General features: G+C 69.7%; 12 protein-coding genes and 1 tRNA gene. 7 read left to right on the top strand and 6 right to left on the bottom strand.

The genetic code is table 11. The annotated features are described in order from the left end of the window. Positions 1-7: 7 nt before the first annotated feature. Positions 8-439, bottom strand: coding sequence for a hypothetical protein (locus tag ACIDOF_RS13500; RefSeq protein WP_409006061.1), 432 nt, complete (start codon positions 437-439; stop codon positions 8-10). An 83-nt stretch (positions 440-522) separates the two neighbouring features. On the opposite strand from ACIDOF_RS13500, the gene hrpA reads away from it, so the two are divergent. The 3 genes from hrpA (at position 523) to ACIDOF_RS13485 (ending at position 5,013) form a co-directional block, all read left to right on the top strand. After that, positions 523-4,503, top strand: coding sequence for an ATP-dependent RNA helicase HrpA (gene hrpA, locus ACIDOF_RS13495; RefSeq protein WP_409006060.1), 3,981 nt, complete (start codon positions 523-525; stop codon positions 4,501-4,503). Between the two features lie 109 nt (positions 4,504-4,612). Continuing rightward, a tRNA-Asp gene (locus ACIDOF_RS13490) sits at positions 4,613-4,687 on the top strand. Positions 4,688-4,797: 110 nt separating this feature from the next. After that, a complete protein-coding gene (locus tag ACIDOF_RS13485) occupies positions 4,798-5,013 on the top strand; it encodes a DUF6274 family protein (RefSeq protein ID WP_409006059.1) in 216 nt (71 codons plus the stop codon). A 529-nt stretch (positions 5,014-5,542) separates the two neighbouring features. Here ACIDOF_RS13485 and bldC read toward each other — a convergent pair. Both bldC and ACIDOF_RS13475 read right to left on the bottom strand, forming a co-directional pair. Next, positions 5,543-5,749, bottom strand: coding sequence for a developmental transcriptional regulator BldC (gene bldC, locus ACIDOF_RS13480; protein WP_003949541.1), 207 nt, complete (start codon positions 5,747-5,749; stop codon positions 5,543-5,545). A 517-nt stretch (positions 5,750-6,266) separates the two neighbouring features. Beyond that, complete coding sequence (locus ACIDOF_RS13475) at positions 6,267-7,133, bottom strand: hypothetical protein (protein ID WP_409006058.1); 867 nt, start codon at positions 7,131-7,133, stop codon at positions 6,267-6,269. A 233-nt stretch (positions 7,134-7,366) separates the two neighbouring features. Between ACIDOF_RS13475 and ACIDOF_RS13470 the strand changes: the two genes are divergently transcribed. Both ACIDOF_RS13470 and ACIDOF_RS13465 read left to right on the top strand, forming a co-directional pair. Beyond that, on the top strand, positions 7,367-8,464 hold the full coding sequence (locus tag ACIDOF_RS13470; protein ID WP_409006057.1) for a Leu/Phe/Val dehydrogenase: 1,098 nt from the start codon (positions 7,367-7,369) through the stop codon (positions 8,462-8,464). Positions 8,465-8,769: 305 nt separating this feature from the next. Then, positions 8,770-9,027 (top strand): DUF3073 domain-containing protein, encoded by a 258-nt coding sequence (locus ACIDOF_RS13465; RefSeq protein WP_409006056.1) that lies wholly within the window; start codon positions 8,770-8,772, stop codon positions 9,025-9,027. Between the two features lie 159 nt (positions 9,028-9,186). On the opposite strand, the gene purM is transcribed toward ACIDOF_RS13465, so the two are convergent. Together purM and purF are read right to left on the bottom strand one after the other, a co-directional pair. After that, positions 9,187-10,257 (bottom strand): phosphoribosylformylglycinamidine cyclo-ligase, encoded by a 1,071-nt coding sequence (gene purM / locus ACIDOF_RS13460; RefSeq protein ID WP_409006055.1) that lies wholly within the window; start codon positions 10,255-10,257, stop codon positions 9,187-9,189. A 41-nt stretch (positions 10,258-10,298) separates the two neighbouring features. Continuing rightward, the gene (gene purF, locus ACIDOF_RS13455) at positions 10,299-11,825 is read right to left on the bottom strand and encodes an amidophosphoribosyltransferase (protein WP_409006054.1); all 1,527 of its coding nucleotides are present in this window, start codon (positions 11,823-11,825) and stop codon (positions 10,299-10,301) included. Between the two features lie 139 nt (positions 11,826-11,964). Between purF and ACIDOF_RS13450 the strand changes: the two genes are divergently transcribed. Then, positions 11,965-12,060 (top strand): putative leader peptide, encoded by a 96-nt coding sequence (locus tag ACIDOF_RS13450; protein ID WP_409006053.1) that lies wholly within the window; start codon positions 11,965-11,967, stop codon positions 12,058-12,060. A gap of 128 nt (positions 12,061-12,188) precedes the next feature. Beyond that, positions 12,189-13,613 (top strand): sulfatase, encoded by a 1,425-nt coding sequence (locus tag ACIDOF_RS13445; protein ID WP_409006052.1) that lies wholly within the window; start codon positions 12,189-12,191, stop codon positions 13,611-13,613. 90 nt (positions 13,614-13,703) lie between these two features. On the opposite strand, the gene ACIDOF_RS13440 is transcribed toward ACIDOF_RS13445, so the two are convergent. Continuing rightward, entirely contained in the window at positions 13,704-14,540 is an 837-nt protein-coding gene (locus ACIDOF_RS13440) for an META domain-containing protein (protein ID WP_409006051.1), read from the bottom strand. Positions 14,541-14,585 lie beyond the last annotated feature (45 nt).

Here is a 14,585-nt window from a genome sequence, read left to right as displayed (position 1 = left end):
GGGCCTTCTACACGCGCAGGACGGAGAGTTCGACGGGGGACGGCGGATCACGCGGCGGCGGCCCGCGGTCGGGCGCGACCTCGGCGAAGGGGCCGTCCGCCGGCAAGCCGCCGGGGGCGTCGTGCTCGTACGAGAGCGTCGACTGGAGTTGTTCCTGGGCGGAGGCGCCGCGGTTCGGGGCGGCGGGCTGGGCGCCGCGGTCCTTCTTCTTGCCGCAGCCGGTGCCGGTGCCGGTGCCCGCGCCCGGGTCGCCGTCGGGCGCGGAGGCGGCCGGGACCTCGGCCACAGCGGCCCGTACGGACGGGGCGGAGGGGGCGGACGAGGCGGCGGACGCGGCCGCCGCGGGCCCGCAGCCGAGCCCCAGCGCGAGCAGCGCGAGGAGCACGCCCACGAACAGCGTCGCCGGGGAGCGGCGACGGCGGGCGGCGGCGGGCGACATGGCTCCATACTGCACCACCCGGACAGAGGCGGACAGAAATGCGTTCGCCAGTGCCGACGGGCGGGTGAGATCCTGGAGTTCGTATGTCTACTTCCTATGCCGAACTCGCCCGGCTCCTCGACGAGGCCTCGCTCCGCGACGCGCACCGTTTGGGCCGTCGCCTCGAAGGCAGCCGCAAGATCCGCCGGCCCGAGGCGCGGCAGGCGGTCCTCGACGAGATCGCGGCCGAGGCGGAGAAGTCCGCCGCGCGGATACGGGAGCGGCGCGCGGCCCTGCCGCCGGTCACGTACCCGGAGCAGCTGCCGGTCAGCCAGAAGAAGGACGAGATCCTGGCGGCGATCCGGGACCACCAGGTCGTGATCGTCGCCGGTGAGACGGGTTCCGGGAAGACCACGCAGATCCCGAAGATCTGCATGGAGCTGGGCCGCGGCGCCCGCGGCATGATCGGCCACACGCAGCCCCGCCGGATCGCGGCGCGCACGGTCGCCGAGCGGGTGGCGGACGAGCTGGGCACCCCGCTCGGCGAGACGGTCGGCTGGAAGGTCCGCTTCACCGACCAGGTCGGCGACGGCACGTTCGTGAAGCTGATGACGGACGGCATCCTGCTCGCCGAGATCCAGACGGACCGCGAGCTGCGCGCGTACGACACGATCATCATCGACGAGGCGCACGAGCGGTCCCTGAACATCGACTTCCTGCTCGGCTATCTCGCCCAGCTGCTGCCGAAGCGCCCGGACCTGAAGATCGTCATCACGTCGGCGACGATCGACCCGGAGCGCTTCTCCCGGCACTTCGGGGACGCCCCGATCGTCGAGGTCAGCGGCCGTACGTACCCGGTGGAGGTGCGGTACCGCCCGCTCCTGGAGGAGGACTCCGAGGACGCCGACCGCGACCAGATCACCGCGATCACGGACGCCGTCGAGGAGCTCCAGAAGGAGGGCCCCGGCGACATCCTGGTGTTCCTCTCCGGCGAGCGCGAGATCCGGGACACGGCGGACGCGCTGGAGAAGAAGAAGTACCCCCGCGCCGGAGGCGCTGATTGGCACAGCACCGAGGTCCTGCCGCTGTACGCACGCCTTTCGCACGCCGAGCAGCACCGCGTCTTCCAGCCGCACACCGGCCGCCGGATCGTCCTCGCCACGAACGTCGCCGAGACGTCCCTGACCGTCCCCGGCATCAAGTACGTGATCGACCCGGGCACGGCCCGCATCTCCCGCTACAGCCACCGTACGAAGGTGCAGCGGCTGCCGATCGAGGCGATCAGCCAGGCCAGCGCCAACCAGCGCAAGGGCCGCTGCGGCCGTACGTCGGACGGCGTCTGCATCCGGCTGTACAGCGAGGACGACTTCCTGTCCCGCCCGGAGTTCACGGACGCGGAGATCCTCCGTACGAACCTGGCGAGCGTCATCCTGCAGATGACCGCGGCCGGCCTCGGCGACATCGAGAAGTTCCCGTTCATCGACCCGCCGGACCACCGCAACATCCGCGACGGTGTCCAACTCCTCCAGGAACTGGGCGCGTTGGACCCCAAGCAGAAGGACGTGCGCAAGCGGCTCACGCAGTCCGGCCGCAAGCTCGCCCAGCTGCCGGTCGACCCGCGCCTGGCCCGGATGGTCCTGGAGGCGGACAAGAACGGCTGTGTGCGCGAGGTCATGGTGATCGCGGCTGCGCTCTCCATCCAGGACCCGCGCGAGCGCCCGGCGGAGAAGCAGGCGCAGGCCGACCAGATGCACGCCCGCTTCAAGGACGAGACGAGCGACTTCCTCGCGTATCTCAACCTGTGGCGGTACGTGAAGGAGCAGCAGAAGCAGCGCGGCTCCAGCTCGTTCCGGCGGATGTGCAAGCAGGAGTACCTGAACTTCCTGCGCATCCGCGAATGGCAGGACATCTACATCCAGCTGCGCACGGTCGCCAAGCAGATGGGCATCCACCTCAACGAGGACGACGCCCCCGACCAGCAGATCCACATCTCCCTCCTCGCCGGCCTGCTCTCGCACATCGGCATGAAGGACGTCAAGGAGTCCAAGGAGGCCGACCCGAAGCAGCGCGGCGGGCGGAACGAGTATCTGGGCGCGCGGAACGCCAAGTTCGCGGTGTTCCCGGGCTCCGCGCTGTTCAAGAAGCCGCCGCGGTTCATCATGTCGGCCGAGCTGGTGGAGACCTCGCGGCTGTGGGCGCGGGTCAACGCGAAGATCGAGCCGGAGTGGGTCGAGCCGCTCGCCGAGCACCTGCTGAAGCGCACGTACTCCGAGCCGCACTGGGAGAAGGACCAGGCGGCGGTCATGGCGTACGAGAAGGTCACGCTGTACGGCGTGCCGATCGTGGCGCAGCGCAAGGTGAACTACGGGCGCATCGACCCGGAGGTCTCCCGCGAGCTGTTCATCCGCAACGCCCTGGTCGAGGGCGACTGGCGCACGCACCACAAGTTCTACGCGGACAACCGCAAACTCCTCACCGAGGTCGAGGAGTTGGAGCACCGGGCGCGCCGCCGCGACATCATGGTCGACGACGAGACGCTCTTCGACTTCTACGACCAGCGCATCCCCGACCACGTGGTGTCGGGCGCGCACTTCGACTCCTGGTGGAAGCACAAGAAGCGCGAGGAGCCCGAACTCCTCGACTTCGAGCGGTCGATGCTCATCCGCGAGTCGGCCGAAGCGGTCACGAAGGACGACTATCCGGACTCGTGGCGGCAGGGCGCGCTGAAGTTCCGGGTGACGTACCAGTTCGAGCCGGGCGCGGACGCGGACGGTGTGACGGTGCACATCCCGCTCCAGGTGCTCAACCAGGTCACGGACGAGGGCTTCGACTGGCAGATCCCGGGCCTGCGCGAGGACGTGGTGACGGAGCTGATCCGCTCGCTGCCCAAGCCGATCCGCCGCAACTACGTCCCGGCGCCGAACTTCGCGAAGGCCTTCCTGGAGCGTGCGGTGCCGCTGCAGGAGCCTCTTCCGGTCACGCTGGCGCGGGAGTTGAAGCGGATGGTCGGCGTGCCCGTCACGGCGGACGACTTCGACCTGTCGCGCGTACCGGACCACTTGAAGATCACGTTCCGGATCGTTGACGAGCGGCGGCGGAAGCTCGCCGAGGACAAGGACCTGGAAGCGCTCAAGCTGAAGCTCAAGCCGAAGGCGCGGCAGGCGATCTCCAAGGCCGCCGCGGCCACGGCGGAGCGCTCCGGCGGCGAGTCCGTGGAGCGCACGGGCCTGACGGACTGGACGTTCGGCCCGCTCCAGCGCGTCTTCGAGACCCGCAGGGCCGGCCAGCCGGTGAAGGCGTACCCGGCGCTCGTGGACGAGGGCAGCAGCGTCGCCGTACGGCTCTTCGACACCGAGGCCGAGCAGCAGGAGGCGATGTGGCAGGGCACGCGGCGCCTGATCCTGCTCAACATCCCGGTGAATCCCGCCAAGTTCGCCACCGGCAAGCTCAGCAACCAGCAGAAGCTCACCCTGTCCGCGAACCCGCACGGCTCGATCCAGGCCCTCGTGGAGGACTGCGCGACGGCCGCGGCGGACAAGCTCGTCGCGGACTTCGGCGGCCCGGCCTGGGACGAGGAGTCGTACCGCAAGCTGTACGAGAAGGTCCGCGCCGACCTCGTGGACGCCACCGTGCACACGGTCGCCCAGGTCCAGCAGGTCCTCGCCGCCTGGCAGGCCTGCCAGCGCCGCCTGAAGTCCACGAACTCCCCGGCGCTCCTCGCCAACCTCACGGACGTGCGCACGCAGCTGGACGCCCTGATCAAGCCCGGCTTCGTCACGGCCACGGGGCTGCGCCGGCTGCCGGACCTGATGCGGTACCTGACGGCCGCAGACCGCCGGCTCCAGCAGATGCCGACGAACGTGCAGCGGGACACCACCCGCATGCAGAAGGTCCACGAGATGCAGGACGAATACGCCTGGCTCCTCGAGCAGTTGCCGCAGGGCCGCCCGGTGCCGCAGAACGTCAAGGACATCCGCTGGATGCTGGAGGAGCTGCGGGTCAGCTACTTCGCGCACGCGCTCGGGACCGCGTACCCGATCTCCGACAAGCGCATCGTGAAGGCCGTGGACGCGGCGGCTCCGTAGCCGGAAAGGCGTGACGGACCGCTCACGGAGAGCGAGTTCGACCCTGGGCGACTGCTGCTGTAGAGTCTCTTCTCGCAGCGCAACGCACTGATCAAGCGCCGCAACACCTGGTCCTGTGGAGCAGTTTGGAGTGCTCGCCACCCTGTCAAGGTGGAGGCCGCGGGTTCAAATCCCGTCAGGACCGCACAGATTCGAAGCCCGCATCCGTCGGATGCGGGCTTCGGCGCGTCTTGACTCCGTCACGCACCGCCGGTACTCACTCAGGAAGGGGTGGACGGGGCAAGGAGGTCGCACATGCGGGCATCCCCTCGACGGCGCGAGACGCGGGCACTGCTGCGGGCCCATCTGGCCGCGGCCTCCGGCAACAGCCCCGGGTACCGGCATCTGACCCGGCACTGCCCGATCTGCCACCGCCTGCTCCGCCTCGCGATGGAGCCGTCCCCGGGCGCCCCCGAACCGCCGGCCCAGGACGAAAGTCCCGCCCCTTCCCGACCAATGCCGCCCTCATGACGTCTGCCGCAGTGGCACTCTGGGTACGGAGGAGACGTGCCGCGGGCGGCCTCCCGGACGCGATCTCCCTTAGCGCACAAGCAACTTGGGCCACAAGCTGCACGCTGTGTGACGGGTGTCACCGAACTCCTTCGGGAAACACCCGCACTTACGCCCTCCCTACAAGGGGTCAATTTAATATGTGCAATTGCACTGCCCCTTGAGGGTCTCCAGAGGCTTCCCCGAAGCTTCCCCGGGTCGTCCGAGCCGCCCTTCCGACGGACTCCCACAGACCCCCTCAGGCTCCAACACGACACGCCCGACCAGGCGTTCAGGGACCAACACCGGAGCCACGGAACCCGCCGCGGACCACCCGGAGCGCACAAAAAGATCGCGCTGGACCCGGCGGAGTCCAGCGCGATCGACGACGTACCCATGATGCTCGGGCGTGGAGCCTGTTGGGGCAGGCTCCCGTCATATGGAGCTGTCTCGGGCGGTTTTCGGGTTGGGGGACCCTGAACTGCCCGGTAACGCGGTGCTAGGCGGTGTTTCAGGCCTCGCTGCGCTGCTGCGGGATGCCCGCAAGAAGCGCGCGGACCTCAGCCTCGCGGTAACGACGGTGCCCACCCAGGGTGCGGATGGACGTGAGCTTGCCGGCCTTCGCCCAGCGCGTGACCGTCTTCGGGTCGACGCGGAACATCGTGGCGACCTCAGCCGGGGTCAGCAGCGGCTCGGCATCAGGGGTGCGAGCGGTCATGAGCGGCCTCCTCGGGTGAACCGAAGCTTCTCGGTTCATTCCTCTAAATTCTGCACCTTGACCCACGTTGCCCGAAATGGCGGACGCGGGTCGAGTCGGTTATAGGACGAACGGCTTGTCCTCGGCACTACAACTACACCATCTGTCCAGCCGCGTCGGCCAAACCGATGGAATTGCCCTCTCAGGTGTCCATCAGCGGCGGAAGCCAATGGACCGTGCCATAGCGGACAGTCACGCCACTGTGACGATCAGTCACAGGGTGATCAGCAGTCATCAGGCCCCCCATAGAGTGCAATGCCGAGCACTCCGCCCAAAATTGGACGGATGGAGCCCTCCCCGGACTCCTTGTCCTATTTTGGCACGAGGGTAGGGGAAGAGGGCAAGGGCGATGTAAGTGCGGTCCATCACGCTTGAGACAAAAGCCCGGATCGGGACCTACGTCCTCGCGATCCCTTGACCTTAGACCCACTGCACCTGAGGCATTGGCCCCGAAGGGTCCGCTTCGTGAGGATAACTGCTAGCTTGCGAACTGCCGTTCGCGCACCTCGCGCCACCGCTCCACGAGCCGTGCATAGGCCTCGCCGGCCCGCGCCGCGTCGCCGTCACGCAACGCCTCGACGCCCTCCGCGACATCCGCCGCCGAGTGATCCGCGTCGAGCCGGTCGGCCGGAAGGGCGTGCACCAGCCCGCCGTAGTCCAACTCGACCAGCGAGCGCGGGTGGAACTCCTCCAGCCAACGCCCCACATCTACCAGGCCGTCGATCAGCGCCCCCTCGTCGAGCGCCTCGCGCAGCGTCCTGAGCGCCCGCGCGACCCGGCGCCGGGCCTGAACCATCGGCGTCCGGTACCGCAGCGTCGGCGCCCCGGCCTCGGTGGCCGCGTCCCCCGTCCCCTTCTCGTACCGCCGCTCCTCGTCGGCGACGAGCGCGAACCAGTACAGCGGCACGTGCCAGGTCGCGGTGCGGATCCAGGGGCGGGCGTCGGGGTTCCGCTCGCGCCACTCCTCGTAGTCCGCGGTGGCCTGCCGGCGGACGACCGGGGGCAGCACCGCGTCGAGCACCGGCAGCGGCAGCTCCTCGGCCAGGTCGCCCAGCGCCTGCCAGCCGCGCAGCCGCGTGCGCCAGGGACAGACGCACAGCACCCCGTCGACGTACGTGACGAAGGCGTCCGCGCTCTCGTGCGCCGGGACCGGCATCGGCGGCGTGGGCAGCAAGTCGCGCAGCGCGCGGCGGAGTTCGACCTGGTACGTCGGCAGCTCGGGCCGCTCCGCGTACCGCGCCCAGTGCTCGCGCTCGGGCTCGGGGAAGGCGGCGAGAGGCTCGTAGACACGCAGGTACGAGGCGTAGGGGACGCAGAGCGATGCGGGCGGGGTCGCTTCGGGCACGAGTTGCTCCCTCCCCTCACGGCAGCCGGGAAAACCCTGCCGATCGTCCCATGAGCGGGCGCACCATGGAGTGATCCAGGACACTGCCGCACGGGAGGGACCGACAGGTCGTACTCTCTTGCTCACGCGGCCCACAGCCGCCCACCACAGCTCGTCCCACCCTCCGCCTGCCACAAGCGGGCAGAGGTCCAGAGCTGGTTCCATCCGCCGCTACCCACCCGGGAGTCACCACCGTGACCGAAGTGACCGGCGCACCTGCCGACGTACTGCACACCCTGTTCCACTCGGACCAGGGGGGCCATGAGCAGGTCGTGCTCTGTCAGGACCGCGCCAGCGGCCTCAAGGCCGTGATCGCGATCCACTCCACCGCACTGGGCCCCGCCCTCGGCGGCACCCGTTTCTACCCGTACGCGACCGAGGCGGAGGCCGTCGCCGACGCCCTCAACCTCGCGCGGGGCATGTCGTACAAGAACGCCATGGCCGGGCTCGAGCACGGCGGCGGCAAGGCCGTCATCATCGGCGACCCGGAGAAGATCAAGAGCGAGGAACTCCTGCTCGCCTACGGCCGGTTCGTGGCCTCGCTCGGCGGGCGCTACGTCACGGCCTGCGACGTCGGCACGTACGTCGCGGACATGGACGTCGTGGCCCGCGAGTGCGCCTGGACCACCGGGCGCTCCCCCGAGAACGGCGGCGCCGGCGACTCCTCCGTACTCACCGCGTACGGCGTCTTCCAGGGCATGCGCGCCTCCGCTCAGCACCTGTGGGGCGACGCGACGCTGCGCGGCCGCAAGGTCGGCGTCGCGGGCGTCGGCAAGGTCGGCCACCACCTGGTCGAGCACCTCGTCGAGGACGGCGCCGAGGTCGTCATCACCGATGTGCGCGAGGAGTCGGTCCGCCGCATCCTCGACAGGCACCCGGGCAAGGTGACCGCCGTCGCCGACACGGACGCCCTGATCCGCGTCGAGGGCCTCGACGTGTACGCGCCGTGCGCGCTCGGCGGCGCCCTGAACGACGAGTCGGTCCCGGTGCTCACCGCCAAGGTGGTCTGCGGCGCGGCCAACAACCAGCTGGAGCACCCGGGCGTCGAGAAGGACCTCGCCGACCGCGGCATCCTCTACGCCCCGGACTACGTGGTGAACGCCGGCGGCGTGATCCAGGTGGCCGACGAGCTGCACGGCTTCGACTTCGACCGCTGCAAGGCGAAGGCGTCCAAGATCTTCGACACCACGCTCGCGATATTCGCACGTGCGAAGTCCGACGGGATCCCGCCCGCCGCGGCGGCCGACCGGATCGCCGAGCAGCGGATGGCCGAGGCCCGCCGGGCCCACTGAGGCGATCACTCGGAGTGACCCGCAGGCGGGGGGTGTCTCATCACGTGGACATGACGAGACAAGCCTCACCCCCGTCGGCGGGTCGCTTGCCCAGAAGAGGTTAAAATCGCCTGTGACCAGCGAGGACGAAGCTCCTCCAGGGTCTTCGGGCAAGGCGCGTCCTGTGGGCGGCGTACCGTATGGCCGCCGAAGCAGGTACCGTTGAAGCCCTACGGACCGGTCTCTCCGAGGAGAGCCCGTTCTGAATCATGAACGCGTGTCAAGACTCTGGGGCCGTCGAGCCCCGTCACCGAGGGGGTCGAGCCATGGGGCGCGGCCGGGCCAAGGCCAAGCAGACAAAGGTCGCCCGCCAGCTGAAGTACAACAGCGGCGGGACTGACCTGTCGCGTCTGGCCAGCGAGCTGGGCGCTTCGACTTCGAGTCAGCCGCCGAACGGCGAGCCGTTCGAGGACGACGAGGACGAAGACGACCCGTACGCCCAGTACGCGGATCTCTACAACGACGACGATGAGGACGAGGACGACGAGTCCGGTCCTTCGTCGCAGCAACGCCGCGGCGCGTAACCAGCACGCCGCACCTTCGCACTTCACCCGGTCCCGGGTTCACCGGACCGGGTTTCGTGCTGCCTTCTCGCACTCACGGTGCGGCATGCGGGGCGTGCAACCGGTAAGCGGGGCTCCGTTCCGGAACCCCGCTCTCTCGGTCTGCCCGTCGAGTCGGCCTCAGGCGTAGTCCCCGGTGAGCGCCGCGCCCGTCGCGTGGTCGCCGCGCTCGGTGATCTCGCCGGCCACCCAGGCGTCCACGCCGCGGTCGGCGAGGGTGGCGAGGGCGACGTCGACGGAGGTCTCGGGGACCACGGCGATCATGCCGACGCCCATGTTCAGCGTCTTCTCCAGCTCCAGGCGCTCGACCTGGCCGGCCTTGCCGACGAGGTCGAAGACCGGGCCGGGGGTCCAGGTGGAGCGGTCGACCGTGGCGTGCAGGTCGTCCGGGACGACGCGGGCCAGGTTGTTGGCGAGGCCGCCGCCGGTGACGTGGCTGAACGCGTGCACCTCGGTCGTACGGGTCAGCGCCAGGCAGTCCAGGGAGTAGATCCGCGTGGGCTCCAGGAGCTCCTCGCCGAGGGTGCGGCCGAACTCGGCGACCTGCTCGTCGAGGGACATCTTGGCGCGGTCGAACAGCACGTGCCGGACGAGCGAGTAGCCGTTGGAGTGCAGGCCCGAGGAGGCCATGGCGAGGACGACGTCGCCCTTGCGGATGCGGTCGGCGCCGAGGACCTGGTCGGCCTCGACGACGCCGGTGCCGGCGCCCGCGACGTCGAAGTCGTCCGCGCCGAGCAGGCCCGGGTGCTCCGCGGTCTCGCCGCCGACGAGGGCGCAGCCGGCGAGGACGCAGCCCTCGGCGATGCCCTTGACGATGGCGGCGACGCGCTCGGGGTGGACCTTGCCGACGCAGATGTAGTCGGTCATGAACAGCGGCTCGGCACCGCAGACGACCAGGTCGTCGACGACCATGCCGACGAGATCGTGGCCGATGGTGTCGTACACGCCGAGCTTGCGGGCGAGGTCGACCTTCGTGCCGACGCCGTCGGTGGCGGAGGCGAGGAGGGGGCGCTCGTACCGCTTCAGGGCGGAGGCGTCGAAGAGGCCGGCGAAGCCGCCGAGACCGCCGAGGCCGGTGGTCTCGGGGCGCTGGGTCTTCTTCACCCACTCCTTCATCAGCTCGACGGCGCGGTCGCCCGCTTCGATGTCGACGCCCGCGGCTGCGTAGCTGGCACCAGTGGTCTCGGACATGGCGGAGAGAACCTTCGTGTCGTTACTGCGAGTTGCGGGTGTTACGGGCGCCGGATCGCGTCGGTCGCGGCCGTGGCGGCGGCGCCCGCGGCGAGCTCCGTCTCCAGGAGCTGCTTGCCGAGCAGCTCGGGGTCGGGGAGCTCCATCGGGTACTCGCCGTCGAAGCAGGCACGGCAGAGGTTCGGCTTCGCGATGGTGGTCGCGTCGATCATCCCGTCGATGGAGATGTACGCGAGGGAGTCGGCGCCGAGCGACGTGCCGATCTCCTCGACCGACATGCCGTTGGCGATCAGCTCGGCGCGGGTCGCGAAGTCGATGCCGAAGAAGCAGGGCCACTTCACGGGCGGCGACGAGATGCGCACGTGCACCTCGGCGGCGCCGGCCTCGCGGAGCATCCGGACCAGGGCGCGCTGGGTGTTGCCGCGGACGATCGAGTCGTCGACGACGATCAGGCGCTTGCCCTTGATGACTTCCTTGAGCGGGTTCAGCTTCAGCCGGATGCCCAGCTGGCGGATCGTCTGCGAGGGCTGGATGAAGGTCCGGCCGACGTAGGCGTTCTTGACCAGGCCGACGCCGTACGGGATGCCGCTGGCTTCCGCGTACCCGACGGCGGCCGGGGTGCCGGACTCCGGCGTGGCTATCACCAGGTCGGCGTCGACGGGGGCTTCCTTGGCGAGCCTGCGACCCATCTCCACGCGGGAGAGGTAGACGTTCCGCCCGGCGATGTCGGTGTCGGGGCGGGCCAGGTAGACGTACTCGAAGACACAGCCCTTGGGCTTTGCTTCGGCGAATCGGGAGCTTCGCAGTCCGTTCTCGTCGATGGCGATCATCTCGCCGGGCTCGACCTCGCGGACGTATGCGGCGCCGCAGATGTCCAGGGCCGCGGACTCCGACGCCACGACCCAGCCGCGCTCCAGGCGGCCGAGGACCAGCGGGCGGATGCCCTGCGGGTCGCGGGCCGCGTACAGCGTCTGCTCGTCCATGAAGACGAGGGAGAACGCGCCCTTGACGCTCGGAAGCACCTCGGCGGCGGCCTCCTCGACGGTCAGCGGCTTCCCGTCGGCGTCCGTCTGGCCCGCGAGCAGGGCGGTGACCAGGTCGGTGTCGTTGGTCGCGGCGACCTGGGTCGCGCGGCCGTTCTCCTTGGGGAGGTCGGCGACCATCTCGGCGAGCTGGGCCGTGTTGACCAGGTTGCCGTTGTGGCCGAGCGCGATCGAGCCGTGCGCGGTCGCACGGAACGTCGGCTGCGCGTTCTCCCACACCGAGGCTCCGGTGGTGGAGTAGCGGGCATGACCGACCGCGATATGACCCCGGAGGGAACCGAGGGAGGTTTCGTCGAAGACCTGCGAGACCAGACCCATGTCCTTGAAGACCAGGATCTGGGACCCGTTGCTCACTGCGATGCCCGCGGACTCCTGTCCACGGTGCTGCAGGGCATACAGTCCGAAATAGGTGAGCTTGGCGACCTCTTCGCCCGGAGCCCAGACACCGAAGACGCCGCAAGCGTCCTGGGGGCCCTTCTCGCCGGGGAGCAGGTCGTGGTTGAGTCGTCCATCACCACGAGGCACGCCACCGAGTGTAGGCGAGATCGACCACTGGTCCGAATTGGGGATGCCGGTCAACGCGCGTAGGTGATACGGCTCGCAATCGGAAAGGCCTGATCGCGCCGTTGACAGGGGTGCACGGGTTGCGTCAGGCTCCCTGACCATGCAGCCCCTCAGTGACCTCGTGGTCACCCTTGTGGAGCGCCGCCACGTCGACCTGGTCCGTGTCGCGAGCGCCATCTGTCGCTGCGCCTGCTGAGCAGTTCCCCCTCTTCCTTCTCGGGTTTCTCTTCCGGTTCCTGTTCCGGTTTCTCTTCCGGATTCCCCTTTTCTTACTTCCGGCTGCCCTGCGCCCTGTCGCGCCGCAGCCGTGCTCAGGAGTGCGTTGTGTCTTCGTACGACGATCGTCAGCTGTCCCGGCGTGCCTTCGGTGGGGTGGTGGGGGCCGGGGCGGCCGCCGCTGCCGTCGGGCTTCCGGTGGGTGAGGCGCGGGCGGACGAGCCGGCCGAGCGGCCGTTCCGGGCCGAGACCGGGTGGCGGGGGAAGCGGCCGAACATCCTGTTCGTCCTGGGCGACGACCTGGGCTGGGCCGACCTCTCCTCCTACGGCTCGCCGCACATCAGGACCCCGCACCTGGACCGGCTCGGCCGCCAGGGCGTGCGGTTCACCGATGCGTACGCAGGGTCCGCGACCTGCTCGCCGACCCGGTTCAGCCTCTACACCGGGCGGTTCCCGGGGCGTACGAAAGGCGGGCTCGCGGAGCCGATCGCGGACCGGTCGGTGGGCCTTGAGCCGACGCATCCGACGCTGGCCTCGCTGCTGCGGGACGCCGGGTACGCGACGGCGCTGATCGGCAAGTGGCACTGCGGATATCTGCCGGACTACTCGCCGACCAGGTCCGGCTGGGACGAGTTCTTCGGGAACTTCGGCGGGGCCCTGGAGTACTACTCGAAGCTGGGGCTCGGCGGGGAGTACGACCTGTACGAGGGGCGGGTGCGGGAGGGCGACGCGGAGTACAAGGACCTGCGGTACTACACGCGGATCCTCACCGAGCGGGCCCGGGACTATGTGCGCCGGCCGCATGACCGGCCGTGGCTGCTGAACCTGAACTTCACCACCCCGCACTGGCCGTGGATCGCGGACGGCGACGAGGAGCAGAGCGCCGAGATCGTCCGGCGGATCAAGGCCGGGGACGGGCGGGCGCTGTGGCATGCGGACGGGGGTTCACTCGCCAAGTACAAGGAGATGGTCGAGGACCTGGACCGGTCGGTGGGGCGGGTGCTCGACGCACTCGCCGAGTCCGGTCAGGAGCGGGACACGCTGGTGTTCTTCGCGAGCGACAACGGCGGCGAGCGGTTCTCGTACAACTGGCCGTTGAGCGGGAACAAGGCCTCGCTGCTCGAAGGCGGGATACGGGTGCCGGCGCTGTTGCGGTGGCCGGAGCGGATCGCGGGCGGGCAGGTCAGCGACGTGCCGGTGTTCACGCCGGACTGGACGGCGACGCTGCTCGAACTGGGCGGGGCGCGGCCGCATCCCGCGTACCCGTTGGACGGGACGAGCCTTGCCGGGTATCTGCTGCGCGGCGAGGAGGTCGGGGAGCGGGATCTGTTCTGGCGGGTGCGCGGGGAGCGGGCGCTGCGGCGTGGGCCGTGGAAGTACTACCGGGGGAAGTCCGGCCCGGACCAGCTCTTCCACCTCGCCTCCGACCTGCGCGAACAGGCCGACCGGGCGGACGCCGAGCCGGAGTTGCTGGCGCGTTTGCGGGGGGCTTGGGAACGGACGGAGGGGGAGTTGTTGCCGTATCCGGGGTGAGGTGCGGGCGGGAGCGTGGGGGCTGGGGTGAGGCGGGTGCCGGGGCTGGGGTGAGGCGGGCGTCCCCGCCTCACTTCCCGTCGGCTGCTGTTACTGCTTCTTCGCGGGTGCCGCTTCCGCGTCGAGGCCGAGGCCGTCCTTGCCGGTGAGGTGCAGGGTGCGGTGCTCGATCTCGTACGTCACCGTCGAGCCGAAGAGCTTCGCCAGGTTCTGCTCGGCCTTCATGACCTCGCCGTCGCACACCTTGCGGGTCAGGCGCGGGGAACCGAGCTCGATCTTGCCGTCGGTGACCTTGGCCTTGGCGTTGACCTGGTTGCAGCCGAGGTTGCCGTGGACGGTGCCGGCCTTCTCGTCGAAGACCAGGTGGGCCTTCTCGGCCTGGCCCTTGGCCTCGGGCAGCGAGGTCGCGACTTCCTTCTCGACGGTCGCGGTCAGCAGCCACTTGGTGCCGGCCAGCTCGGCGGGCGGTTCGGAGGTGAGGGTGATCGAGTCGCCCTTGGCCGTGGTGAGGGTGAGCTTGTCCCCCTTCACGGTGGCCTTGAGCTTGCCCTTGAGCGCCTCGGTCAGGGTGGTCTCCAGCTTGTCGATCTGGTCGCCGCAGGACATCTCGGTCTTGGCGATCTTGTCGACGGTGATGGTGTCGCCCTTGACCTTGGCGACCCCGCCGAAGCCGTTGCAGCCGAAGTTGCCCGAGGCCCGGCCCTTGTCGTCGAAGGAGACGTGGGCCTTGGTGCCCGGGGCGTCGGTCTTCTTGCCGCCTGCCGTGACGCTGTCCACGGTCCAGTGCGTGCCGGTGACGGGCACGCTGGGTTCGGCCGGGGCGGATCCGGCGTCGGACTTGTCGGCCCCGCAGGCCGTGAGCAGCCCCAAGGCCGCTGCGGCACTGACGGCTCCGACGGTGCTGAGGGTCTTTCGCTGCGTGTGCATGCCGGTGTGACGGAGGAGGCGGAGGCTCGGTTCCGTTCTTTTTCC

The sequence above is a fragment of the Streptomyces sp. Da 82-17 genome, from assembly GCF_046098215.1.
GTDB lineage: Bacteria > Actinomycetota > Actinomycetes > Streptomycetales > Streptomycetaceae > Streptomyces.
This window is presented reverse-complemented; position numbering and strand designations above follow the sequence as displayed.

Bases quoted from the DNA above. Each gene is read 5' to 3' on its own strand.
- ACIDOF_RS13500 (WP_409006061.1), bottom strand. From the start codon at position 439: ATGTCGCCCGCCGCCGCCCGCCGTCGCCGCTCCCCGGCGACGCTGTTC.
- hrpA (WP_409006060.1), top strand. From the start codon at position 523: ATGTCTACTTCCTATGCCGAACTCGCCCGGCTCCTCGACGAGGCCTCG.
- ACIDOF_RS13485 (WP_409006059.1), top strand. From the start codon at position 4,798: ATGCGGGCATCCCCTCGACGGCGCGAGACGCGGGCACTGCTGCGGGCC.
- bldC (WP_003949541.1), bottom strand. From the start codon at position 5,749: ATGACCGCTCGCACCCCTGATGCCGAGCCGCTGCTGACCCCGGCTGAG.
- ACIDOF_RS13465 (WP_409006056.1), top strand. From the start codon at position 8,770: ATGGGGCGCGGCCGGGCCAAGGCCAAGCAGACAAAGGTCGCCCGCCAG.
- purM (WP_409006055.1), bottom strand. From the start codon at position 10,257: ATGTCCGAGACCACTGGTGCCAGCTACGCAGCCGCGGGCGTCGACATC.
- ACIDOF_RS13450 (WP_409006053.1), top strand. From the start codon at position 11,965: ATGCAGCCCCTCAGTGACCTCGTGGTCACCCTTGTGGAGCGCCGCCAC.
- ACIDOF_RS13440 (WP_409006051.1), bottom strand. From the start codon at position 14,540: ATGCACACGCAGCGAAAGACCCTCAGCACCGTCGGAGCCGTCAGTGCC.